Here is a 26,032-nt window from a genome sequence, read left to right on the forward strand (position 1 = left end):
AGAGACGACTTAACTAAGTTTGGGACTTAAATATTGTTTAAGGCGTCTACCAAAAGTGTCTTCTTATTTCTACTTAAAGGAATTTCGTAGGCACCAACTTCAACATTTTTACTGTTATATCTGTCTATTTTATCCAGATTAACAATATAAGATTTGTGAATTCTTAAGAATTTATTCTCAGGTAATTCTTTTTCAAAAGATTTCATTGTAGATAGTACCACTAAACTGGTTTCTTCGGTAACTAATTTTACGTAGTCACCTAAAGCTTCTATCCACTTAATGTCTTTAATATAAACTTTACGTTTTTTAAGATTACTTTTAACAAAGATGTGTTCACCTTCTTCTTCGTTAAAATCCTGAATCAACTTATGTTGTTCTAAAGCTTTTTCGACAGATACATTAAAACGCTCTCGGGTAATTGGTTTATGTAAGTAATCGGTAGCATCGTAATTGAATGCTTTAAAAGCATACTCGGTTTTACCGGTTACAAAAATAATTTGAGGCTTGTTGTTTAATACATCTAAAAGCTCAAAACCATTAAGTACAGGCATTTCAATATCTAAGAAAATTAAATCTACCTGATGTGTGTTTAAACCATTTTTGGTTTCTAAAGCACTACTGTACTCTGCTATTAAGTTAAGATTTGGGTGGTTCTCTACTAACTTAACAATAGAAAGACGTTGTATTGCTGAATCGTCTACTACTACACAGTTTAAAGTCATAACATTTCAATTATTTCGGTTAAGATATCGACAATAGTACGAAAAAATCCGCTAAAAACCAAAAAACATCGTTAAAATGTATTTTTTAACAAATTTTTAACAGCTGTTTTCTGCGACAAATATAAAGTAAAAAATCATTTTAAATATAGTTGTTTTATATGGAATTAATAGTTATTTTTGCACCCAATTTTTTAAACAATTAAAAACGATTTTTATGAATCATTATGAAACTGTTTTCATCTTGAATCCCGTTTTGTCTGAAGACCAGATAAAGGAAACAGTAAAGAAATACGAAGATTTTCTTGTTTCTAACGGTGCAAAGATGGTATCAAAAGAAGATTGGGGACTAAAAAAATTAGCTTACCCAATTCAACACAAAAAAAGTGGATTCTATCACTTATTTGAGTACACTGTAGAAGGAGAAGTAATCAACGCTTTAGAATTAGAGTTTAGACGTGATGAGCGTTTTATGCGTTACTTAACTGTAAGTTTAGACAAGCACGCTGTGGCTTGGGCTGAGAGAAGAAGAGAAAAACTAAAACAAAAAGCGTAATTATGTCATCTATAGAGCAACAATCTAAAGGGAAAAAAGACGGAGAAATCAGATATTTAACTCCGCTTAATATTGACACTAATAAAACGAAAAAATACTGTCGTTTTAAAAAGTCTGGTATTAAATACGTAGACTACAAAGATCCAGATTTCTTATTAAAGTTTGTAAACGAGCAAGGTAAAATCTTACCACGTCGTTTAACTGGAACTTCATTAAAGTATCAAAGAAAAGTATCTGTAGCTGTAAAAAGAGCTCGTCACTTAGCTTTAATGCCATACGTAGCAGATTTATTAAAATAAAATACCGATAACAATGGAACTTATATTAAAACAAGACGTTGAAAATTTAGGATTTAAAGACGATGTTGTAACAGTTAAGAACGGTTATGGTAGAAACTTTTTAATTCCTCAAGGAAAAGCTATTTTAGCTACAGTATCTGCAAAAAAAGTTTTAGCAGAGAACTTAAAGCAAAGAGCTTTTAAAGAACAAAAATTAGTTGATGATGCTAACAAATTAGCTGAAGCATTAAGAGCTTTAGAAATTAAAATAGCAGCAAAAGTAGGAGCAGGAGATAAATTATTTGGTTCTGTAAACAACATCGACGTAGCTGAAGCTTTAGAACAAGCAGGTCACGCTATCGAGAAAAAATTCATTACTGTTGCAACAGTAAAACGTACTGGTAAGTATAACGCTGCCGTTCGTTTACACAGAACAGTTAATGTAGATTTAGAATTTGAGGTTGTTGCGCAAGCAAACTAAGATCAAATATAAAATTATGAAAGCCTCAACATTGTTGAGGCTTTTTTTATGCAGTATTTAGGTGATTATAAAGCTATATATTAGCAATTAATAAAGAACAAATGAAATATTCAAGACTTACAAAAGAGCAATTTGAAGAATTACATCAGGAGTTTATTAACTTTTTAGCCACACAATCCATCACATCGGATGAATGGACAAACCTTAAAGCTAATAAACCTGAATTAGCTGAAGCAGAGTTAGACGTTTTTAGTGATTTAATTTGGGAAGGTGTATTAAACAAAGCTGAATATTTAGAGCACATATCGTCGCAACACATGTATTTATTTCATTTAGATGAAGATCAAATGCATGCTATTGTGTTAAACATTAAAAACGATGTCGATATAACCACAGAGGAAGGTTACGCCTGGCTTCGTGAAAATTTAATGGATGAGAATGTTGAGTTTTTACAAGCCGATAAGGATTATACCGACGATAAAAATTTAGATAAGTTTAAAATGATTGAACAGGGCGCCGTAATCACAAAAGGTGATTTGTTTAAATATTTTGATAAGCTTATCAACTAAAATCCATTATTTTTGTGAGCGTTGTTTTTAAAGACAACCCAACATTATTAAATAATTTCAACAGAATTTTAAATGGCTCAAAAACCAAGCATTCCAAAAGGAACCAGAGATTTTAATCCGGAACAGGTCGCAAAACGTAATTATATTTTTAATACCATTCGCGGTGCATTCGAAACTTTCGGATTTCAACCAATTGAAACACCAAGTTTTGAAAACTCTGAAACTTTAATGGGGAAGTATGGCGATGAAGGTGATCGTTTGATTTTTAAGATTTTAAATTCAGGAGATTATTTATCGAAAGCTGATAGTCAAGCTTACGACGCAAAAGACTCACAAAAATTAACTTCAAGTATTTCTGAAAAGGCTTTACGTTATGATCTAACTGTACCTTTTGCACGTTACGTTGTGCAACATCAAAACGAAATAGAATTTCCTTTTAAGCGCTACCAGATTCAGCCGGTTTGGAGAGCAGACAGGCCTCAAAAAGGACGTTTCAGAGAATTTTACCAATGCGATGCCGATGTGGTCGGTAGCGATTCTTTATGGCAAGAAGTGGAGTTTATTCAGCTATACGATACTGTTTTTACAGCTTTAAAACTTGAAGGCGTTACTATTAAAATTAACAACCGTAAAATTTTATCGGGTATTGCCGAAGTTATTGGCGCCCACGATAAACTTATCGATTTTACGGTAGCCTTAGATAAACTTGATAAGATAGGCAAGGAGAAGGTAAAAGAAGAAATGCGTTCAAAAGGTATATCGGAAGAAGGTATTTCTAAATTACAGCCATTATTTACTTTAACTGGTTCTTTCGAAACTCAAATAGAATCTTTAAAATCTATTTTATCATCATCAGAAGAAGGTACAAAAGGTATTGAAGAATTAAGCTTTATTAATGAAGCCATTTCAGAATTAGGTTTAAATACGGCAACACTACAGTTAGATGTAACTTTAGCGCGTGGTTTAAATTATTACACGGGTGCTATTTTTGAAGTTTCTGCACCAAAATCGGTACAAATGGGATCGATAGGGGGCGGAGGTCGCTACGATGACTTAACCGGTATCTTCGGACTTAAAAATGTAAGTGGAGTTGGAATCAGTTTTGGTTTAGATCGCATTTATTTGGTATTAGAGGAACTGAATTTATTCCCGGAAACGGTAACTAAAAATGTAGAAGTACTCTTCATAAACTTTGGTGATAAAGAAGCTTTATTCAGTTTAAAAGCAATAAAAGCGTTAAGAATAAATGGTATTAATGCAGAGCTGTATCCTGATGCTGCCAAAATGAAAAAACAAATGAATCACGCCAATAAACGATTGATTCCATATGTTATTATAGTAGGGGAAGAGGAAATGATGTCTAATACTTTTATGCTGAAAACTATGAGTACAGGAGATCAGCAAAAATTGACTGTTGATGAATTAATATCGAAATTAAAATAAAAAAAAGCTCTAAAGAAATTTAGAGCTTTTTTAGTTAATTATGAAAAGTGACTAACTCAAATAATTAAACTTCTTAGCAGAGTCTTTATTTTTTTGATTAGTGAATGATTAGTTGTTTTGTAGTTTGCCCGATATCTGTAACAACGTTAACAAAAACCAATTGATTTGTCATTTGATTTATTGGCATTTTTAAAGAACGATTATTTATACTTTTCGATGTAAATAATCTTTGTCCACTTACATTGGTTAACGCAATTTCTTTTATAGTAGCCAATCCATTAGTGTTAATGTATAATTCTTTAGAATTCTTTAAATATTGAATTTTAGTATTTTTTAATATTTCATCTTCTGTAGATAATGTTTTCGCTACCGAAGAGGATGAAGTAGTGTTTTCACTCTTGAAGGCTAAATAGAATCTATCGGTATATTCTCCTTTCCCTACATGAGATTTAAAGCTGGATTCATTTATTTTAGTATAGGTGTTTTCAATGGTATCGTAAATATAGACATCAATTGGATTTTCAAAATTTTCTGTTGTATCAAGTGAAATTTCAAAATCATCTTCTTTAGACATGAATAACCATAATGGATATTTTTTTGTGTCATCAAACGCTCCTACACCTTGAATTGTACATTTAAGACCGCTTACAACCCAGCTAAGATCGTAAGGATAAGAATCTCTGTTCAGAGCTTCGTAGCCATAATCATATCCATCACCGGCAGCATCGTTTGATGTAAAGCTGATTAATAGATGTCTAACAAATTTTCCAGGAACTGTAAAATCTATTCTTACTCTTTCCATGGTGTTTGTTTGACCATAAGTTAGGTTTGATGAACTAAGAGTTATGAATAGCACCAATAGGGTATAGCATAAGTGTAATTTTCGGTTCATAGGGTTTGGGGTTGGTTATTACTATCGCTAATATACCTATTTTTGAATAAAAAATCTATAAAAAGTATTAAATAATCGATAAAGTGTAATATTTGTGTAGGTTTATACTTTCTTTATGGTTTTTATGTATAAAAAAAGCTATCTCTTACGGAGATAGCTTTTTGCTATTTTAATTAAAATAGTATCTACTTAATTATTATTTTTTTAGAGATATTACTATTTGAAGTAACGATGTTCACAATATAACTACCTTGAGCTATATCACCGCTAACAGGTAATCTAATTTCATTGGAATTGAAAGTTATAGTAGATTTATCCCAAACATTTATGATTTGTCCCAAAATATTGATTAGTTGAACCTGTTTAATTTCATTAGTTACAGGCGAATTAATATAAATTTCTCGACTGTTATGTAAATAGTTAACCTGAATTTTATTTAATTCTTCATCGATTACAGAAAGTGCTTTTTGATCTTTATGTATAAATGTAATGTAAAATCTATCTGTATAATTACCTGGGTCTAAAGTAATATTAAAGGTTGAGTTTTTATCATCTATTTTAGTATAAGTTCCCAATAAACTATCATAGATAAATACTTTTGTACTTGCTGGTAAATTTTCGAATTCAGTAACAGCGATTTCAAAAGAACCTCCTTTATTGGTAAATATTGTGAAAGGGTATTGTTTGTTTTCATCAAACTGGCCTACTGCCTGAATGGTTAGGTTATAATTATCTACTTTAAAGAGCATATCATCTGTAAGTGGCGTATCTAAACGAGCATCATAACCATAATTATAACCATCAGATGCCTCATTGTCTGGTGTGAAAGCTAAAAGTAGAGATCGCTGACCTTTATCATTTTTAAACGCAAATCTAATTCTTTGAATTCCATCTTCATTTTCATCATTTTTTTGATTGTCATTCTTAGAACCTTTGGTAGTTGAAGTTTTTAAAACTAAATTACCAGTATCTGTTGAGGCAAATTCTCTTCTGTCTCTTTGGCTGTTTTTAAATTGGATTATATCTGATTCTTTATTAATAGGAAAGGCAGAATGTACATAAAATCCTTGAGCAACAGGTATGTGTGCTAAAGGAACAAGTGTAGAAAACCCTAGTCCACTTATTTCAAAACCATCAGTAGTCATGTAGGTTGATATTGCCGGTTTTATACCTCCGGCAAGTGTGAACGTTGCATAACCACCTTGGTAGTCTCGTAGAATATGTGTGTTGTTCGAGTCAAAATGGATCCAGAATTCTAAGGTACCGTCAATACTGCCAGTAGTTCCGGGATTTGCAGAGTTATTAATTTTACCATCGGGATTTGTAGATGGAATATTGTCTCTAATAAATTCAGGAGCATAAATAGCAGAAGGATAAGGATTACCAACTAACGTACTGTTATTTTCGGTGACCATAGCAGTTATTCTACTATTATTAGGTTTACCTTTGAATGTATAATTTTGACGCTCGTTATCAGGTCGTCCTGTTCCTTTCATTGAATACCCAATACCTGGATTTATATTTGTTGTAGGATATATTCTAGTCCATTGTGAATAGGTGTTAGACTTTAAGTTGTTGTATGTCCATAACCAGTATTTTGCAACAGATATTGGTGTTGTTGTACTTGTAGAAGGTTTTCCGTCATAGCCACTAATCCAGTTAATTGTAAGCGGATCTATACCTAACGAAGCGTAAGTACCATCAAGCATATTAGTGTTTAATTTAAAAGGCATATTATTTGAACTTCCATTTTGTGTACCTACCGGAGAAGACCAATAATTGTAGTTAAACTTATTACCTGAGCCTTGTTGGTCACGTTCAATATATCCGGTGCTTAAAGGTTCCAGAATACTTTCACTAAATTGGTTGGTTTCAAAAACTTTCCATTCTTTAGTATCACCGTCAGGAAATATATATTGACCATAACGTCTTTGTATCAATTGAGATTTGCCAATAAGTTTTATTGAACCATCTAATTTTAGGTAATGAGAAACAAATAAACCTCGACCACTATTGTTTTCATCCTGAGTTTCATTGCTGTTTGTAACTGTTAATTTCCCAGAATCTACAAGTAAGCCAAGTAAGTTTATATTTTTATGACCTACTACAATATCGTTAGATGTTCTTACAATATTCCAGTCGATAGGATTTCCATTAATACCATTGCTATTCGGTACATCCCAAACTACTGGTTCTTTCCAGGTGGTATTATCATCCCAATCGCCATTATTAATAGACTCATAAGGAAGTGGAGCGGTTTGTTGTTCTTGAGTTTCAATATTGCGTAAACGGCCATCAATATTACCTTTATAATCTGTTAAGTATCCACAGCCAACATTCATTCGGTAATAAGCAAGAAGATTAGCCCAGGTTAAAATATCGTCTTCAGTATAAACACCAGTAGTAGCATCTTGAGTTCCTGGACCGTAAATTTGTTGTTTAGTAACAAATCCTTGTACATCATTAACTAAAGGATCTATTTCCTGATTCATCATTTGTCTAATATGTTCAGGAGTTAAGGCTTTATTCCAAATACGAACTTCATCTATCCAACCATTAAAGTAATTAGTAGGATCTTCAGACGGTGATTGGTCCATAGCGCCTAAAATGGCTTCAATATTACTAGGCGTTTGTGTTGGGGAACTACCTGAAGTAGAACCAACTTGCAATCCATCTACATATAATATATAATCACTACCATTGAAAGTAACAGCAATATGATACCATCTTTGAGTGGTGATAGGATGAGAGGAAGATACACTTCCATTAGATCCATACCAGCTAAATTTAACCGTTCCTCCATTAACAATACTTAAGTCGTATCCAGCGTTATTAACAGTGTAATCTTTTCTAGAAAAAATAGTTTTTGTACCTGTTAAATCGTTAGGTTTTACCCAAGCTTCAATACTAAAACTACTATTTAAATTATAGTTGTTTTTAAAGGTTACATAATCATCAGTACCATCAAAATCTATGTTTTCACAGTTTTTAATTTCAACATTTACATCGCTTGAGCATCCTGCAACATTCCATCTTAAAATATAAGTTCCAGATTCTGCTGTAAATTTAGCATTAGGGTCGTTGTATGCGGGAGAAATACCATTGGCAGATGTAAAGGCATCATTTATATTTGGTGCAACTCCACAGATGTTATTAGAAGTTATAATTTCCCAATATCCAGTTTCATTAGTTGGAGGATAATTGGTTGCTGTTGTAGGCACTGCATATGTATTATCCCAAACGTTATTTGCTATGTTTTGTAAAGCCGTTTTAGTATTGTCATATGCACCTAGTTGTACAGTAGATTCTCCACATTTACCTTCTATAGGAGTAATATCGGTTCCGGCATAGGCTAAACTGGCATGGATGGTTATAAATTCAGTACCTTCAGTTCCATCAGCTCTACAGTCATTGATAATAGAGGTAACCCCATATATTTGTGTTCCTGGAAATTCTGGAGTAATGGTTGTAGTAGATCCGGTTTCCACAACAACGCCGTTTTCATTTGTCCACTCAATGGTTTCGTTTATAGGTTCTTGAGGAATTCTTATATTGTCTAATGCCCAAGAACTGTTTGTTGAAGGACCGGCTTCAAACAAAAATTTAATTCTTAGGTTAGTTTCGCCAATATAGTTTTGTAAATCTATACTAGTAGGGACAAACTGTCCGAGATGTGTGCCATCACCAGAAGTAGATGGACCTGTGTAATCATGAGGTAAATCATCAGCATCATAAACGTGGGGGTATATACCTGGGTCATATGGATTAATCCCTGGGTCTAAAATTTCATTGTATGTATTGCCTCCATCTCTTGAAATTAAAATCTGCAATGAGGCTCCATCTCCAAGAAAATAAGCTTGGTCAAATTCTAAAGTAGCAGAATCTAAGCCTAATGTGTTAAAAATAGGTGTTTCTAGTGAAGACCAAGTTTTTCCCCAAATTTGGTTTCCTCCTCCATAATTTGTTTCATTTTTAATATCTCCACTAACAATGGCATACTTTGTCCCATTAGGTGAATTGTATAGAGTTCCAGCAAAGTTTCTACCCTCTTTTTTATTAGTGGTTTCAGCCCATAAACTACTGGTTTGGTTACTGTTTCCAGCAGGTATATTTTGGGTCTCAACGCCATTTACTCGCCAGCCTGCTGGGTTAGCTTCATCAAACAGTCCCCCTTCATTAAATTCGTCGTTTATTCCATATTCACTTTGCGCTTCCACAGTAACCCCCGTTCCTAAACAATTATTAAATTCACTTGGACCTACAATAGTTGGAGGAATATCTGGAGGTATAACAGATAGGTATACAATATTAGAAGATGCTTCGCAACTACCTATTTTTATGATAGCTCTAACCAATGTTGTTGTTACAATATTGTTATAGTTGTAAGTATTAGATGAGTTGGCAATTTCAGTCCAAGTTTGACCACTATTTATAGAATATTCCCAATGATCAATACTTCCAGAATAACCAGATAAGGTTAATAAAGCATTTTTCTCTTCTTCTTCAGGACAGGCTGTAACTTCCACAACATTGTCAGCATCAGCATCCGTTTCATTGTTTGTTAAGTAACCCACAAGAGTTCCTCCTGTTATATTAGGACTAGTAACAGTAACTGTAGCAGAACATGCTTTAGTATTTCCTCCTATGTCTGTAACTGTAAGGGTGATAATATTTGGACCAATATTAGCACAAGTAAATTCTGTTTGCGAAGCAGAAAGAGTAAAGCTACAGTTGTCGCTAGAACCACCATCAATATCTTCAGGCGTAATAGCTACGGTACCATTATCATCACTTAATTGAATAGTTATGTCTTGACAAAGTGCAACAGGATCTATTGAGTCATCAATTAATACGGTTTGGTTTTGGGAAGATTCATTACCATTTCCATCATTGTATTTCCATGTAATAACATGAGCACCCTGAGTGTTGAAAGTTATTGGTAACGAGGTTGGAATATTATTAACATAAGCAACTCCTGTAATTTCTCCTGAACAATTGTCGGTAGCTTTTGGAGTAGAATTTACAGTTGCGGAGCATTGTTCGGTTATTGATGTTAAGTTGGCAGTATTAGGGACTGGATTTTCATTATCGGTCACTGTTACCGTCATGACATCAGTAGCTGTATTGGCTGGGGTAGCATTGTCGGATACGGTATATGTAATTGTAGTTGTCCCTATCGGGAATGTATATGTTCCGACCTGTCCAGAACCGGTATCGTTTACAGCACCGGTCATTACCCATGCAATTGAGCTTACGGAACAATTATCGTTGAAAGTTGCATCGGTGATGGCCACGTCCACGGTACAGTCTCCAGAGGTATCTGCACTAGTTGTTGTAACAACGTTGCTTGTAGCGTTTACCGTTGGATTTTCATTATCGGTCACTGTTACCGTCATGACATCAGTAGCTGTATTGGCTGGGGTAGCATTATCGGATACGGTATATGTAATTGTAGTTGTCCCTATCGGGAATGTATATGTTCCGACCTGTCCAGAACCGGTATCGTTTACAGCACCGGTCATTACCCATGCAATTGAGCTTACGGAACAATTATCGTTGAAAGTTGCATCGGTGATGGCCACGTCCACGGTACAGTCTCCAGAGGTATCTGCACTAGTTGTTGTAACAACGTTGCTTGTAGCGTTTACCGTTGGATTTTCATTATCGGTCACTGTTACCGTCATGACATCAGTAGCTGTATTGGCTGGGGTAGCATTGTCGGATACGGTATATGTAATTGTAGTTGTCCCTATCGGGAATGTATATGTTCCGACCTGTCCAGAACCGGTATCGTTTACAGCACCGGTCATTACCCATGCAATTGAGCTTACGGAACAATTATCGTTGAAAGTTGCATCGGTGATGGCCACGTCCACGGTACAGTCTCCAGAGGTATCTGCACTAGTTGTTGTAACAACGTTGCTTGTAGCGTTTACCGTTGGATTTTCATTATCGGTCACTGTTACCGTAATAGATTTTAAATTAGAAAAACCATTACTTTCTGTAACAATAAATGTAATGCTATAATCTCCATCTATCGTTGGTGTAAAAGATGCTGTTGTTGCAGATGTATTATTAGTTACGGAAACAGGATTATTTGAAGGATCTAAAACTTCCCAAATGTAACTAATAGGTGTAGTCGCGGTACCTTCATAATATCCAGATAAATTAATGGTTTGGTTGGGGCAGGAAATAGATGTTGATGGTGCGTCAATTATTGCATTTAAACTTCCTCCAGCAGCAACTAGTTGGTCAAAAGTGTAAGTAGCACTACCACCATTACATACTGCATATTTTATTGTTCCTATATGAATTTCATTATTATTCGTGCAATCTCCAGTAATGTTACCAGTAATATTCCCACTGGATTCTATTATTAACGTCGTGTTTGACTCTGTTAGAGTTAAAGATACTTTGTTTCCTGAAAATTCTAATTCTCCTGTTGATTCAATATTTACTTGTGTTGTTGTTAAGGATATATTAGTATTATTGCTAGTGCCATCCCCTATAACCAGTGTGCCATAAATTATTAAAGAATCAAATTGAAAAGGAACAACATAGTTAGAAGATATACTAATAGTAGTTCCTGTTTGTATTGTAACAGTACCTGATTCTGAAGCTACACCAGGAGAGTTAGAAGTATTTACCCAATTTGTACCATCAAAAACTTCCCAAGATGTTGATAAGCTCCACTCAGATGTTCCTCCAGCTTTCGATCGATAATCTCCAGCAACATCAGTCAAGGCTAAGTTTGTTTCATAATTTTTAGAAATGTTTTGTCGATAATCAGTCGATCTATTCAACTCAGTTTCCACAAAACGCACATAATCAGAAAGTGCGCCATAATATAATGGACTCGTAGTTGTATTGTATGTTTCTGTTACTCTGTTAACATAAGTCGTTATGGCATGAATGTTTAAGCTTATATAAAACAAGCCTATGAGAGTAAGAATGTGTTTAAAGTAATTATGTTTCATAATCAGTTAACGTTTAGGGCGTTGCATTAACAAAAAAAGCCTGTCTTTTGATGGTGTTTCAAAAAACAAGTTGTTCTTAGTCTTAATATGCTATTAACCAATCCAATTAGGGAATGCGTAAAATTAGTGCTACCACGGGGGCATGTCAAAAATACTCGTTGAAATGCCTGTTTCTTCTTTTGTGTGTAGGTTAATAATGTCACTTCTTTTTGGTATTGATTTAGCTTTAGTAAAAGGCAGCGCACAATTAATTTTGGTTATTATTGTGTGTATAAGCAATTTACCTCGACGAATATATAACAAAAAAACATAAAAACATCTATGAAATGCAAAAAAAATCGATAAAATGTAATTTTATGTAAAATTTTATCTCTTATTACCTGATATATTTTCCTGATATTTTAAATAATTTAAAATGATGTGAACGTTTAATGTTGGATGTCGTGTAATAGGGTTAAGATTATCTTAAAAGCCAGAGGTTTTGATGATATCTTATTGGTGTTCAATTTATAAATGGTAGTTTTGTGATGATTTTTAAACAAGAAAACAAAATTTATGAGTCAAGTAAAAGAAAATGATACCGTAAGAGTACATTACACAGGAAAATTAAGCGATGGTCAAATTTTTGATACATCGGCTGAAAGAGAACCTTTAGAGGCTACCTTAGGGCAAGGGCTTTTAATTCCTGGATTCGAAAAGGCTATCATTGACATGAAAGTAAACGAGAAGAAAACAGTAACCATTCCTAAAGAAGAGGCTTATGGCGATATTCAAGAAGAATTATTTCATAAAGTAGATAACGCTCAGTTACCGGAAGAGGTTAAACCAGAAGTAGGTATGGGCTTAGTGTCTAGAGGTGAAGATGGTAGAGAGCACCAATTTAGAGTAGCACAGGTAAATGATGATCATATTATTGTTGATGGTAACCACCCCTTAGCAGGTCAGGATTTAACTTTTGATCTGGAATTGATTGAAATTAAATAGTTTTGAATACTATATATTTAAAAAAGGCTTGAGATGATCTCAAGCCTTTTTTTTGCCATTTAATTAACACTGTTGCTAAATTGTTCCAGGTTATGTGCTTTGAGGTAATTATCTATACCAATTTTAGAAGCTTCTTTTCCAAATTCTTTCGGACTTCTGTCATATTGTTTTTTAAAACACTTTGAAAAGTATTTGGGGTCGTTAAAGCCAACTGCAAAAGCAGCTTCAGAAATCGTATATCCAAATTTTGTAATAAGTACGGCAGCGCGTTTTAGTCGAATAAGCCTAATGTAATCGACAAGGTTTTTTCCGGTTAATGCCTGACATTTTCGGTATAAACTAGAGTAACTCATGTTTAAAGATTCGGCTAAATCTTCAATTTTAAAGCCATCATCATTTAATTTCGCATTTATTATTGAAGTCATATTTTCAAGGAAAATTTCATCCTGAGTTTTTTCAACTTCAATTTCAGGGCTGCTAATAACCTCTTTTCTATATTTAGAAATGATATGTTCTTTCGATGAAATAATATTCTTAACCTTTAATAATAATTCGTTGGTATTGAATGGTTTGTTGATGTACTCGATAGCGCCGGATTTAAGTCCTGATATTTTAGAATTTGTTGAATTTTTTGCGGTAAGCATAATTACAGGAATGTGTTTTGTAAGTGAGTCTTCCTGTAGCAGCACACACATTTCGATACCATCCATTTTAGGCATCATGATATCTGATAAAATTAAGTCTGGAAAATTGCTTTTAGCGTAGTGGTAACCTTCAGCGCCATTTTCAGCCAGAAGAATATTGTAATCGTTAACCAGTAGTTCTTTTAAAAAGGATTGAAGATCGTAATTGTCTTCAACAATTAAGATGGTCTTTTTAGAGAGGTCTTTTTCTGTCTTTTCAGTTGTTTTTGCAGTTTCTTCTTCAGATTCTTCGTAAATAACATCATTTGAATCGTCGGTAACAATAAGTTCAGATTCTCTGTAAGCGTCTTTAACAATAGGAATAGTGAAGGTAAAAATAGTGCCTTCAACTTCTGAAGATTCAACTTCTATGTGACCTTTGTGTAAATCGATCAATTCCTTTGTTAGGGCCAGACCAATACCGGAACCTTTATTTTTCTTGCTGGTGTTGGATTGGTAAAATAAATTGAAAATAAGTTCAAGTTCATTTTTAGGAATTCCCGATCCGGTGTCGGATACCGATACTTTAATTTGTTTTTTTGAATCAAAGGGGATTACATTTAGCAGCACGTTACCTTCTTTAGGGGTGAATTTAAATGCATTTGATAGCAAGTTGTAGATAACGTGTTCTATTTTTTCTTTATCATACCATGCTGAATGCAAATTCTTAGGGCAGTTTATGGCAAAATCGATGCGTTTCTTTCTGGCAAGTTCTTTAAATGAAACCGCAATTTCATCAATATGGTTATGTAAGTTGTTTTTAGTGGCTAAAAGCTTAAGTTCATTTAATTCCTTGTTACGAATTAAGGTCAGTTCTCGGGCTATTTTAGAGAGGCGTTTACTGTTGTTTTCAATGATTTTTAGACGTTGATTAAGCAGCATGTTTCCATTTTCTTCTGAGCGTTTTAGCATGTCGTCTAAAGGCCCTAAAATTAGAGTAATTGGTGTTTGAATTTCATGGGACATCTTGGCGAAAAAGTTCATTTTTAAGTCGTAAAGCTCATTTTCTTTCTTGTGGTTAAGTTTTTCAAACAGCAATTTATTCTTTAATAAATACCATTTTCTTGAGGCGTAAATAACTAAACACAGAATAATGAAGTAAATAATATATGCTGCTGAACTTTGCCACAGAGGAGGAGCAATACTAACAGCTATTTGTTTTGGAGGAATATTCCAATTGTCCTTTTTTGTACCAGCCTTGACTTCAAAGACATAATTGCCATATGGAATATTCGTATATGTTGCTAAACGTTCCTGACCACTGATAATCCAGTTATCGTTAAAACCTTTTAAACGGTAAGCATAGTGGTATTTGGGATCCAGAACATTGTCAATTGCCGAGAATTTAAATGAAAATGAAGATTGATCAGATTTTAATCTTAAAGGCTGAGTGTTGTAGGCTTCCAGATTTCCGAATTCTGGTAGTAGTTGTTCAATGGGTTGATTCAGAATTTCTATAGTATTGATATAGAGTTGAGGAGTGCTTTCTTTTTTACTTATTTTATTCGGATAGAAATAATTTAGTCCATTATTACCACCAAAATAAAGCATGCCTTTTGAGTCTCTAAATGCGCTTCGAGATAGAAATATATTATCTTGTAGTCCATCAGAACTATAATACGATTTTACATTTGAAGTTATAGTATTTAGATGAAAAATACCATTACTGGAACTTAGCCATAAATTATCGTTATCCTCTTTAACAATGGCAGCCAGATTAACATCTTTTGGGATATTAATATCTTCTATGGTTGAAAATGTATTGGTTTTAATGTTAAATTTAACAAGCTTACTTTGGTGATTCACAAGCCAAAGTGTTCCTGGTGCTCCAATCGTCATCGATTTTATAGAAGAGATAGCCTCTGAATTCGTTTTTTTTATGTTTGAAATGTTGGTGAACGATGAAGCTTTCAGGTTCTTAAGGTTTTCATTGAATTTAAACAAACCACCATCGTAAAGCCCTAACCATATGGTTCCGCTGTTGTCTTCAATAATGCTTTCGGTAATGCTTCCTTGTAATCCATTGGTATTGTTTTCAAATGAAGCTAGTAGTTCTTTGTTTGAGCTATAAATGTTGACAGAAATGTTAGAACCTGCCCAAATGCGGCCTTTTAAGTCTGTATAAACCGTTCTTACATCTGTAGCTTCTTGATTTTTACTGTTTAGGATGTCTATTTTCTTGAATGTGTCTTGTTTTGTGTCATGAAACCACAATCCGTTACGATAAGTACCAAACCAGATGTTTTGATTTTGGTCTTCGGTGATAGATTGAATATAAAATCCACGACTAAGCGCTAGGTTGTTAAAGTATTGTTTTTCTCTACTTCTTCCTGAAGCATCAAAAGTAACCTTGGTCAATCCGGAACCATCAGTGCCAATCCATAAATCATTTTTACTGCTTTTGTATATGCTTAAAATTCGTTGAGGAGTATGATTGGCCGATCCTTCATGATAATTAATATTGTTATCAACATTTGGTAACACAGAGAGTTTTCCGTAGTTGGTACAAATCCATAAGTTTTTATGGTTATCTTCGTTAATATCTAAAATGGTATTGCTGCCAAGAGAGAATTCGTTAGCATCCTGTTTAAAAAATAAATTGATATCACCTGTGTAGGGGTTGATTTTATACAAACCGCCACCATCAGTTCCGCCCCAGATATAACCATCACTATCGTTATAAAGGGTTAAGAACATTTCTTTATTTACGTTGTATTTTTCACTTTCAAACAATTCATTCTGAATAAACTGCTTTTTTATGGTATCGTAAACAAAGATGCCATAGGTTTCGGTGCCAATCCAAAGCCTATCATTTGTGTCTGTAGTCAATACGATAATTCCGGGATAATCGGTAAATTCTCCAATTAACTCGCTTAATATTTTTTTGTTAATATCGAAGTTGAAAATTTTTCCATTGTCTGTACTAAGGTAAATGTGAGAAGAGTTTATAGTTGCAATACCTATTATATTGTTAACGGGTAGATTATTATGTGTTATTTGTGTGATGCTGTCAGTTTTAGAATCTTTGTGTCGATACAAGATTCCTTCTTTTGTAGCAAACCATAAGCTTTGTCCTTTTGAGTATAAGGCTTTAACTTTTTTATTATTAATGAGATTATTGACCTTTTTAAATTGGCCAGTATCGGCCTCGAATTTAACTAAGGTTCCTTCGGTTGAAGTTAACCAAAGATTATTTTTGTGGTCTTTAATAACGTTTACCACACGGTCTGATGAACCTTTAAATATGGTGTTATTCGTGATTGTTTTGTAATTGTAGCCATCGTATATAAGGATGCCATTTGAACACAGCATCCAAATATTTCCTAAATCATCTTGAATAGTTCTAGTAACAGAAACAGATTTATTATTTACAGTTGGCGTTAATGGTTTAAAATTAATGTGATTTTGACCAAAAGAAAAAGTTGATATCCAAACAATAATTCCAAGAAGTATATTTTTTTTTATAGAAAGCATATAATTGTTTTTAGTACTCTGAAAATTTTCCTGAATTCGACCTATGGTAAAGGTATTAATAAAATTTATTTTCTCTAAACGCCCATTATTACTAATGTTGCACGAAATGGGTACAAATTCGTCAAAATGGTATATAGATTTGTCACGCTTATTGAATTAACAGATTTTTACTCTTTAATGCATAAAAAATCAACTTATATATAAATAGTAAAATCAATATTTGTTAACGAATAATTTAATGAACAAACTATTTATTTGAAAAATATGAACTCACGTAGGAATTTTGTAAAGAAAACTGTAATAGCGGGGGCGGGATTATCTTTTTTGCCCAATATGTCTTTTGGCTCAGTTTTAGGAGACTCTAAAGATAAATTGAAATTAGCGTTTCTGGGTGTAGGTTTAAGAGGATGTAACCATTTAAATAATGCACTGCATAGAAAAGATATAGAAGTAACAGCAATTTGCGATATTGATCCGGAAAGAATTAAAATCGCTTTAAAAATGATTGATGATGCCGGGTATGCAAAACCTAAAGTATTTGGAAATTCGGATTATGACTATAGAAATCTTTTAGAATTAAAAGAAGTTGATGCTGTAATTATAGCAACCCCTTGGTTATGGCATACTAGAATGGCGGTAGATTCAATGAAAGCCGGAAAGTATACCGGTGTAGAAGTATCTGCCGCAAATACTTTAGAAGAGTGTTGGGATTTGGTAAATACACACGAAGAAACAGGAAGCCATTTAATGATTTTGGAAAATGTAAACTACCGTCGCGATATATTGGCTGTCCTTAATATGGTAAAGCAAAATGTGTTTGGTGAGACCATCCATTTTAGATGCGGTTATCAGCATGATTTACGTGGCGTTTTATTTAATGACGGAAAGACAGCTTATGGTAAAGGTGTAGAGTTTGGTGATGAAGGTATTTCAGAATCTAAATGGAGAACAAATCATAATTTGTTAAGAAATGCAGATGTATACCCAACACATGGTATTGGACCCATTGCAGCTATGTGTGATATCAATCGTGGAAATCGATTCTTATCCTTAACATCTCACGCCACAAAAAGTAGAGGACTTCACAAATATATTGTCGATAACGGCGGAGAGAATCATCCGAACGCTAAGTTAAATTTTAAGATTGGTGATGTAATTACCAGTACTATTGAAACCTCAAACGGAGAAACAATTATAGTAACTCATGATTGTAGTTCGCCAAGACCTTACTCGTTAGGATTCAGAGTTCAGGGAGTAGAAGGATTATGGGAAGTCGATGGCAACAGGATTTACGTGGAAGGTAAATCGAAACCTCACCAATGGGATGCAGCCGATGAGTGGTTAAAGAAATATGATCATCCATTATGGCAAAAGTATGGCGAATTAGCTACAGGTGCAGGACATGGCGGTATGGACTTCTTTGTGTTAAATGCCTTTGTAGAATCGGCTAAAGAAAATATAGCACCACCAATGGATGCTTACGATGCCGCAGCTTGGAGTGCTATTACACCACTTTCAGAATTATCAATCGAGAATAATGGCGAGCCACAGGATTTTCCAGATTTTACTCGCGGAACCTGGATAAAGCGTAAGCCTTATAATTGGATAAAAGATACATATTAAAATGTTTGGTTTATTAGTCACTTGAGATGGTTTAAGAGAGGGCGCCATCTGTTAAGCGCTCTCTTTTAACATCAACTTAGGGAATTTTAAATCATTCTAGAAATAACAAACGCAACAATTAACTCAACAAATTTTAATTATTAACTCAAACTAAAACTTATGAAAAATAGGATTAAAACAATGCTATTTGTTTTGCTGATAGGGTTTACATATACGATGTATGCTCAGGAAAAGCAGGTTTCAGGTACAATAACGGACGCTAACGATGGTGTTCCGTTGCCAGGAGCTAGCGTCAGCGTAAAAGGGACATCGAAAGGTGTGTCTGCAGATTTTGATGGAAAATTTACCGTTTCGGTAGGAGAAAATGATATACTCGTTATTAGTTATGTCGGGTATGTAAGTCAGGAAATTTCTGTTTCAGGAAAACAAACTTTTAATATTCAATTACAATCAGATCAAGATGCATTAGAAGAAGTTGTAGTTGTAGCATATGGTACACAAAAGAAAGAAACCATCACTTCTTCTGTAGTAGAAGTGAAGGCTGATAAACTAACCGATGTTACCGTTCCAGATGTTGTAACCATGTTACAGGGTAAGGTTTCTGGGGTTCAGGTATTGCCTAGCGGTGGGTCTCCAGGATCATCTCCAAATATAATAATTAGAGGACGTTCTTCCATTAATTCAACAAACTCGCCATTATGGGTTGTAGATGGAGTTATTATTGGTAATTCAGATCCTAAAATTAATCCTCGAGATATAGAAGGTATGTCTATTCTTAAAGATGCGTCAGCTACGGCATTGTATGGAAATCGTGGTGCTAATGGTGTAATTCTTATTACAACAAGACGTGGTGAAATTGGGAAAAAACCACAAATGACTGTTTACTTAAAAAGCGCAGTAAATCAGTTTAATCCAGGCAACTTTGAAATTATGAACTCGAAGCAGTTATATGATTATCATGAAAGTTTAGGAAATACAAATGAGTGGTTTAATGAAAGCTTACTAGAACGAGATTTTGATTGGCTTGATGCGACAACTCAGGATGGCTTTGTTAAAGATGCAACAGTATCATTTACCTCTGCTACAGAAACACATAATATGTTAATTTCTGGAGGATATTACAGTGAACAAGGAACAGTAATAGGTAGCAGATTGGATCGCTATACATATCGTACTAACTTAGATTACAATATATCAGAGAAATTAACCATCAAACCAAAGTTATATTTTGTTTTCGATAGAAGAGAAAACTCAAGAGGAGGAGATTTATATTCAGCTTATACAAATATGCCTTGGGATAACCCGTTTAATGAAGATGGTTCGGTTGTTAATGCGCGTGAATCACTAGGAGATGATTGGTTAGGACGTGATAAAAGTAATTATTTCTATGACAGACAGTGGAATTATTCAGATTCGCGCTCATTCGATTTATTTGCGAGTTTTGATGTAGAATATAAATTATTAAAAGACTTAACCTTTATTTCGACAAATAACTTTCGTTGGGGAAATGGAGAGTCTTATAATTATACAGATCCAAGATCGAATAGTGGAAAATCTGTAAATGGATCTATTCAGGATAATACATTTCGTGGTTTATATAGATTTACCAACCAGATGTTAAAGTACTCCAAGACCTTTAATGAAGATCATACAGTAAATGCTTTAGCAGCTTATGAGTATAATGATACTAGTACCAGAAATGTATCAACTCGATCTGAAAATGTGGTAGTTAACGGTCAGGTACAAAGTGTGGGGTTAAAGGCTGCTCAAGCTGAAGGTAATGCCGGAGAAACAGCGCAGCAATCCTTTTTAGTAGCTGCAGATTACGATTACAAATCAAAATATTTTGCAAAGGCATCCTTAAGAATTGACGGCGCTTCGGCATTTGCGCCAGATTACAGATATGGAGAGTTTTATTCGGTAGCAGCCGGATGGAATATTCACAAAGAAAATTTCTTTAACATAGATGATATAAACGTTCTTAAACTTAGGGCGAGTTATGGTGCTGTAGGTAATCAACCTGGAGGTTTTGGGTATTTATCTACTTATGATGTTAAATTTCAATACGCAGGTATTATTGCAGCGAAGCCTAATCGTTTAGGGACAGAAGATCTAACCTGGGAAAAGGGTGTTGAAAGTAACTTTGGTATAGATGCAACCTTTTTTGATGCGATCGATTTAACAGTAGATTATTACAATAAAGAAAATTCAGGTTTGTTATTCTACAGACGTTTATCAGATCAAACAGGATTTAGTGGTCGTTATCAAAATATTGGTTCTGTAACCAATAAGGGTATTGAGGTTGCTATTGCTGCAGATATTGTAAAGACACAAGATTTTGGAATAGCCGCTGCTGCAAACATTAGTTTTAATAAAAATAATGTCAAGGAATTACCAGATGGAACTGATATTATTGGTGGGTCTTTTATCATTAGAGAAGGAGAAGAGTTTGGAACTTTTTACATGAGAAAGTGGTTAGGTGTAAATCCTGCAGATGGAGCACCAGTTTACGAAGTTATTAATCCAGATACAGGAGAGAGCTCAACAACGTCGAATTATAATAGTGCAACATTACAAACTGCAGGATCAGCAAATCCTGATTATACAGGAGGTTTTGGTACGCTTATTTGGTATAAGAATTTTGCGTTAACTTCTAATTGGGCCTTTTCTTATGGGGCTGAATTATATAATGCGTCTCGTAACTTATTCGATTCAGACGGATATTATTTACAATACAACCAAATGGTATTGCCTGATGGCTGGAGTCGTTGGGAAAGACCAGGAGATGTAGCAACACATCCTAAACCACAACCAGGGGGATATGCCGGCAGTAATCAGACTTCTACACGTTATTTAGAAGATGGCAGTTATTTAAGACTAACTAACGTTACTTTATCTTACGATTTACCAAAATCCATAATGGATAAGGTAGGATTAAGTAGTGCAAACATTACTTTGTCTGGTGATAATTTAGTAACATTTACAAAGTTTACAGGGGTAGATCCAACCATAAGTAATGGTATTGGAGGATCCGATTTAGGGTATACAAGTATTGGTTATCCAGTACCAAGACGCTTTTCATTAGGATTAAATCTTGGGTTTTAATTAAAAAAAATTAGAAGATGAAAAAAATAATTTATACAATTCTATTCTCTATGCCAATGGTGTTTACATCGTGCGATTTAGATAGAAGTCCATTTACTGAAATTTCAGCCGATGATTTATTTAATGATCCAGGAGCTGCGCAGTCAGCTACACTTGGTAACTACTTGTTTTTAAAAGGCGATAAGGGTTACGATGGCTGGATAGACGATTTACACAGAATGTCTGAGTATTCTAGTGATAATGTGATGATTAGTGGAGGTACTACTGATGATTTGTACTTCTTTTATAACTATCAAAGAAACCCAAATAATTATAGAGCTGAGAGATTCTGGAGTAACTCGTATAAGGCTGTAGTAGGAGCAAACCGTGTTATCGAAAGTTTAACAGAGGGTAATTCTGATGCAGAAGATCAGGTTATAGGAGAGAATTATTACATTCGAGCTTTAGTGTATTTTCAAATGGGGAACATTTTTGGTAGACCTTATAATCAAGGGACGTCTAATCTATCGGTGCCTTTAAAGTTAACCTCAGATATTAATGAATTACCAGATCGAAATACCGTAGGTGAAGTTTACAATCAGGTTATTTCAGATTTATTAAAAGCTGAAGCCTTAATGAATGAAAATAAAGGAGCCTCATTTGCATCTAAAGGAGCTGCTCAAGCGTTATTGTCACGAGTATATCTTTATATGGAAGACAATACAAAAGCCATTGAGTACGCCGATAAAGTCATAAATGAAGGACCGTATGTTTTATTGTCTCCAGAGCGTTTTGCTGTAATGAATACTTTACCTCCGGCAGAGAATGAAGAGGCTATTTTCTCTGTAACCTTAACTAAAGATATTGATATTCCTGGTAACGAAGACTGGTGGACTATCGGGTCGTTTTATGCGACTATTGATGGTGTAGGTTGGGGGGAAATGTATCCATCTCAGCCATATTTGGAGCTTTTAAATCAGAGTGAAAATGATTTAAGAGGTAGTTTTATAGATCCTCAATATTTGGTAGATGAAAATGGAGATAAGATACCAGCAGTTTACTGGGTTGAGGATAACGCCTATAAGTTTAGACATACTACAGATAATGGTTCTACTATTACTTTTGAGGATGAAGGAACTACCTATACGCTAATGTCTGAGGAGGTTAATGGCAGAACGCAGTATTATTTTAACGGACCTAGCGGCCGTCAAGATGTAACATTCGATTACGATATGGATAAACGTAATGGTTATCCTAAATTCTTTATCCTTAAAGCGTCTCAGCAAGAAAACGATTTACATTTATGGTCGCCAACAGTATCGCGTTTAGCCGAAATGTACTTGAATAAGGCTGAAGCTTTAGCTAAGCAGGGAGCAGACCAGTTAGCTTTAGATAATATTAATATATTAAGAGCAAGAGCGAAAGCAGATGAATATACCTTAACTAATCTTCCGGAAGGTAAAACGGTATTTGATGTTGTTATGGAGGAGCGTCAGTTAGAGTTGGCTTTCGAAGGACACAGAAAGTTCGATGTTTACAGGAACGGATTAACCATGGATAGACGTTATCCTGGAACGCATTTAAATAATTCAAATCCGTATCCTCAAATTCCGGCTACAGATAAGGTTATTATCGAGCTAATTCCAGAGCAGCAAATATTAATCCAGCCGTCTTTAGAACAAAACCCTTAAGAGTAATGAGTTAGTAAAAAAAAACCAGGTGAGTGTAAAACATTCACTTGGTTTATTTAAACGCTATTAAAAATTAACAATTATGAAAAACACAAAAACTATAAAGCATATTTTATTTTTTCTTGTTGCTGTAGTGGTTTTGGCTTGTGAGCCAGACCAGGTTTTATATAAAACCAATCAGATTTTCAACGATACAAGAATTAAGGTAAACCTTAAGCCATCGGCTTGGACTATGGAGAGCTTTAGTTCAGAAGAAACCTCGGGAGAAGGAGATACTGGTCGTGCAGCCGATATTCTTGATGCCGATTTAGAAACATTTTGGCATTCATGTTGGACTTGCGACCCAGGAGCTCAACATCCACATGAACTGGTTATAAATTTTGGTTCAGAAATAAGTATTGGAGGGCTTCAAATAGCGCAAAGACAATCTTTATCTAGAGCTATTAAAGATATAGAAGTAGAAATAAGTACCGATGGGTCTTCTTGGACGTCAATGGGAAGTTTTACTTTATCTCGAGTGGCCGAACTTCAACCAGTTGATTTTGGGGAAAACAAGACAGCAATGTATGTGAAAATAATTATTAATTCATCTCACGACGGAAGTATTTTTGCGGCATTAGCTCAGGTTGGAGGTTACGTTTACGAATAATCGTTATCAATATAATTTTTTAATGAAGCCATGTATGTATGGCTGTTTAGAAAGGAAATATTGAATTAAAAATTTAAAATCATGAATAATAAAATAAATAAAGTGTTAATACTGTTTTTTACGATAGCATTGAGTTTTCTATCCTGTGATGCAGAGAAAATTGTATATTTTGAAGATTTAATTGGTGCCGATGCCGCCAATCTGGAGTTTACCCAAACGGTACCTATAGGACCTAATAGCTGGGTAAAGAATAATACTTCGCAAGATGGAACATTAATATCTGCTGAAGGTATTCATAATTGGACATCAACAGATCATGTTATCCGTTCGTACGTTAGAACAGGTGCTGGTGATTTAAATGTAGGATTGAATATTAAAACATCTGAAGGAGGTTCTAAGTTTAAAGTAACCGTTAACGGTTTGAGTAAAGAACTTATCATTACTACAGAAGAGTATGTAGATTATGGTATTGGAGTATTCCCGGTTGAAGCTGGTTATAATACTATAGAAATTCAGGCACTTTCAAAGAATGGAACTTTTGTTGGAGATATAAATAGTTTGCTTCTTGGAGGTTCTGCAGTTGCAGATGGAGTAATTTACAATCCGGTAGATAATTTTTATTTTGGAAGAAGAGGACCATCTGTTAATATTGGTTATAAAACGCCATCAGGTAAAGATGTTCAATATTTTTATAATGAGCTTACCGTAGCTGATGGAGAAGATGTTTTAGGATCATTCTTTATGGCTAATGGACATTCACAAGGATATTTTGGTCTACAGGTAAATTCAAGTTCAGAAAGACGTATTCTCTTCTCTATCTGGAGTGCCTACAATACCGATGATCCAAACCAGATTCCAGACGATTATAAAGTGACAAAACTAGGAGCGGGAGACGGTGTAACTGTTCAGGATTTTGGTAATGAAGGTTCAGGTCTTCAGAGTTTTAAAAATATAGGTTGGAAAACAGGTGTAACCTATAAGTTTTTATTGAAAGGAGAGCCAGCAGAAGTGGAAGGTTCTACAGACTATACAGGATATTTCTACGATCCTGAAGTTGGAGAGTGGGTGATGATTGCAAGTCTTAGAAGACCTCAAACATCTACATACTTAACTGGGGCTCACTCGTTTTTAGAAAACTTTAATCCTGCAACCGGTAACCAAACCAGAAAAGGTAGTTACGGTAACCAATGGGTATATACTACAGATGGCGTTTGGAATGAAGTCACAGAGGCGACTTTTGGAGTTGACGCTACTGCGGCAAATGGTGATCGTATGGATTTCTATGGAGGATCAGAAGGAAGTTCTTTTATTATGAAAAACTGTGGTTTCTTTAACGATTATACAGATGCAGGTTCTGCATTATCAAGAAGTGCAGGAACTCAACCTGATGTAGATTTAAATGCTTTACCTCAAATTGTGGTTCTTGGTCCTGCTACCGAATTAGACAGGACAGGATGGACAGTTGTTGACTTTAGTTCAGAAGAAGCTAGTGGAGGGGAAGGTGATACAGGGCGTGCAGCCGATGTGCTTGATGGGAATTTAGATTCGTATTGGCATTCTTGTTGGAGCTGTGACCCTGCTGGTCAACATCCTCATCATATTACTATTGATATGGGATCTGATAAATTAGTAAATGGAGTTAGATTTTATCAAAGACAAACGACTTCACGTTCAATTGAAAATTTAGAAATTCAAATTAGTACAGATAACGTAACATGGACATCTATGGGGGATTTTGTATTGGCAAAATCTGCAGATGCTCAAGATGTGGATTTTGAAACACCACAAACGTTTAGATATCTTAAGTTTATTGCAAATTCAAGTCACGATGGTAGTATTTATGCTGCAATGGCAGAGATTATACCATTTACAAGAGATTAAAAAATAGAGCCTTTATTTTTAAGAGAGGGCTCTTTTCATTTAAGTTAT

The 26,032-nt window shown here is 34.5% G+C and carries 15 protein-coding genes; 11 read left to right on the forward strand and 4 right to left on the reverse strand.

Translation table 11 applies throughout. From position 1 onward, the window contains the following. Positions 1-26: 26 nt before the first annotated feature. Positions 27-722, reverse strand: a complete 696-nt coding sequence (locus NO995_RS13150; protein ID WP_188223269.1) for a LytTR family DNA-binding domain-containing protein — start codon at positions 720-722, stop codon at positions 27-29. 214 nt (positions 723-936) lie between these two features. Here NO995_RS13150 and rpsF point away from each other — a divergent pair, with 214 nt between their 5' ends. From rpsF to hisS, 5 genes are all read left to right on the forward strand, one after another. Continuing rightward, positions 937-1,275 carry a 30S ribosomal protein S6 gene (gene rpsF, locus NO995_RS13155; protein WP_188217413.1) on the forward strand — a complete coding sequence of 113 codons (339 nt, stop codon included), beginning with the start codon at positions 937-939 and terminating at the stop codon, positions 1,273-1,275. 2 nt (positions 1,276-1,277) lie between these two features. Then, positions 1,278-1,574, forward strand: coding sequence for a 30S ribosomal protein S18 (rpsR, locus tag NO995_RS13160; protein WP_188217414.1), 297 nt, complete (start codon positions 1,278-1,280; stop codon positions 1,572-1,574). Between the two features lie 13 nt (positions 1,575-1,587). After that, entirely contained in the window at positions 1,588-2,034 is a 447-nt protein-coding gene (gene rplI, locus NO995_RS13165) for a 50S ribosomal protein L9 (protein WP_240572854.1), read from the forward strand. Between the two features lie 101 nt (positions 2,035-2,135). Next, positions 2,136-2,603, forward strand: coding sequence for a DUF6495 family protein (locus tag NO995_RS13170; protein WP_240572855.1), 468 nt, complete (start codon positions 2,136-2,138; stop codon positions 2,601-2,603). A 72-nt stretch (positions 2,604-2,675) separates the two neighbouring features. After that, positions 2,676-4,046, forward strand: coding sequence for a histidine--tRNA ligase (gene hisS / locus NO995_RS13175; RefSeq protein ID WP_258227903.1), 1,371 nt, complete (start codon positions 2,676-2,678; stop codon positions 4,044-4,046). Positions 4,047-4,143: 97 nt separating this feature from the next. Here the strand turns inward: hisS and NO995_RS13180 are convergent, their stop codons facing one another. Beyond that, the gene (locus NO995_RS13180) at positions 4,144-4,848 is read right to left on the reverse strand and encodes a hypothetical protein (protein WP_258227904.1); all 705 of its coding nucleotides are present in this window, start codon (positions 4,846-4,848) and stop codon (positions 4,144-4,146) included. A 275-nt stretch (positions 4,849-5,123) separates the two neighbouring features. Next, entirely contained in the window at positions 5,124-11,915 is a 6,792-nt protein-coding gene (locus tag NO995_RS13185; protein ID WP_258227905.1) for a LamG-like jellyroll fold domain-containing protein, read from the reverse strand. Positions 11,916-12,470: 555 nt separating this feature from the next. Between NO995_RS13185 and NO995_RS13190 the strand changes: the two genes are divergently transcribed. Next, positions 12,471-12,899, forward strand: coding sequence for a peptidylprolyl isomerase (locus NO995_RS13190; protein WP_258227906.1), 429 nt, complete (start codon positions 12,471-12,473; stop codon positions 12,897-12,899). A 59-nt stretch (positions 12,900-12,958) separates the two neighbouring features. Here NO995_RS13190 and NO995_RS13195 read toward each other — a convergent pair whose 3' ends face one another. After that, positions 12,959-17,056, reverse strand: a complete 4,098-nt coding sequence (locus tag NO995_RS13195; RefSeq protein ID WP_258227907.1) for an ATP-binding protein — start codon at positions 17,054-17,056, stop codon at positions 12,959-12,961. Between the two features lie 264 nt (positions 17,057-17,320). On the opposite strand from NO995_RS13195, the gene NO995_RS13200 reads away from it, so the two are divergent. The 5 genes from NO995_RS13200 (at position 17,321) to NO995_RS13220 (ending at position 25,984) form a co-directional block, all read left to right on the forward strand. Next, positions 17,321-18,679, forward strand: a complete 1,359-nt coding sequence (locus NO995_RS13200) for a Gfo/Idh/MocA family protein (RefSeq protein ID WP_258227908.1) — start codon at positions 17,321-17,323, stop codon at positions 18,677-18,679. A 159-nt stretch (positions 18,680-18,838) separates the two neighbouring features. Next, entirely contained in the window at positions 18,839-21,784 is a 2,946-nt protein-coding gene (locus tag NO995_RS13205; RefSeq protein ID WP_258227909.1) for a SusC/RagA family TonB-linked outer membrane protein, read from the forward strand. A 17-nt stretch (positions 21,785-21,801) separates the two neighbouring features. Continuing rightward, entirely contained in the window at positions 21,802-23,454 is a 1,653-nt protein-coding gene (locus NO995_RS13210; protein ID WP_258227910.1) for a RagB/SusD family nutrient uptake outer membrane protein, read from the forward strand. 82 nt (positions 23,455-23,536) lie between these two features. After that, positions 23,537-24,103, forward strand: coding sequence for a discoidin domain-containing protein (locus NO995_RS13215; protein ID WP_258227911.1), 567 nt, complete (start codon positions 23,537-23,539; stop codon positions 24,101-24,103). Between the two features lie 81 nt (positions 24,104-24,184). Beyond that, positions 24,185-25,984: a DUF3472 domain-containing protein gene (locus NO995_RS13220; protein ID WP_258227912.1), complete on the forward strand. Its 1,800-nt coding sequence runs from the start codon at positions 24,185-24,187 to the stop codon at positions 25,982-25,984. Positions 25,985-26,032: the final 48 nt, after the last annotated feature.

This window comes from Aestuariibaculum sp. M13 (genome assembly GCF_024723255.1).
Lineage (GTDB): Bacteria > Bacteroidota > Bacteroidia > Flavobacteriales > Flavobacteriaceae > Aestuariibaculum > Aestuariibaculum lutulentum.

What these genes read in the sequence shown, in the direction of transcription:
- NO995_RS13190 (WP_258227906.1), top strand. Translation starts at nt 12,471, where the DNA reads ATGAGTCAAGTAAAAGAAAATGATACCGTAAGAGTACATTACACAGGA.
- NO995_RS13205 (WP_258227909.1), top strand. Translation starts at nt 18,839, where the DNA reads ATGAAAAATAGGATTAAAACAATGCTATTTGTTTTGCTGATAGGGTTT.
- NO995_RS13215 (WP_258227911.1), top strand. Translation starts at nt 23,537, where the DNA reads ATGAAAAACACAAAAACTATAAAGCATATTTTATTTTTTCTTGTTGCT.
- NO995_RS13195 (WP_258227907.1), bottom strand. Translation starts at nt 17,056, where the DNA reads ATGCTTTCTATAAAAAAAAATATACTTCTTGGAATTATTGTTTGGATA.
- NO995_RS13185 (WP_258227905.1), bottom strand. Translation starts at nt 11,915, where the DNA reads ATGAAACATAATTACTTTAAACACATTCTTACTCTCATAGGCTTGTTT.
- NO995_RS13200 (WP_258227908.1), top strand. Translation starts at nt 17,321, where the DNA reads ATGAACTCACGTAGGAATTTTGTAAAGAAAACTGTAATAGCGGGGGCG.
- NO995_RS13150 (WP_188223269.1), bottom strand. Translation starts at nt 722, where the DNA reads ATGACTTTAAACTGTGTAGTAGTAGACGATTCAGCAATACAACGTCTT.
- rpsF (WP_188217413.1), top strand. Translation starts at nt 937, where the DNA reads ATGAATCATTATGAAACTGTTTTCATCTTGAATCCCGTTTTGTCTGAA.
- hisS (WP_258227903.1), top strand. Translation starts at nt 2,676, where the DNA reads ATGGCTCAAAAACCAAGCATTCCAAAAGGAACCAGAGATTTTAATCCG.
- rpsR (WP_188217414.1), top strand. Translation starts at nt 1,278, where the DNA reads ATGTCATCTATAGAGCAACAATCTAAAGGGAAAAAAGACGGAGAAATC.
- NO995_RS13170 (WP_240572855.1), top strand. Translation starts at nt 2,136, where the DNA reads ATGAAATATTCAAGACTTACAAAAGAGCAATTTGAAGAATTACATCAG.
- NO995_RS13210 (WP_258227910.1), top strand. Translation starts at nt 21,802, where the DNA reads ATGAAAAAAATAATTTATACAATTCTATTCTCTATGCCAATGGTGTTT.
- NO995_RS13180 (WP_258227904.1), bottom strand. Translation starts at nt 4,848, where the DNA reads ATGGAAAGAGTAAGAATAGATTTTACAGTTCCTGGAAAATTTGTTAGA.
- NO995_RS13220 (WP_258227912.1), top strand. Translation starts at nt 24,185, where the DNA reads ATGAATAATAAAATAAATAAAGTGTTAATACTGTTTTTTACGATAGCA.
- rplI (WP_240572854.1), top strand. Translation starts at nt 1,588, where the DNA reads ATGGAACTTATATTAAAACAAGACGTTGAAAATTTAGGATTTAAAGAC.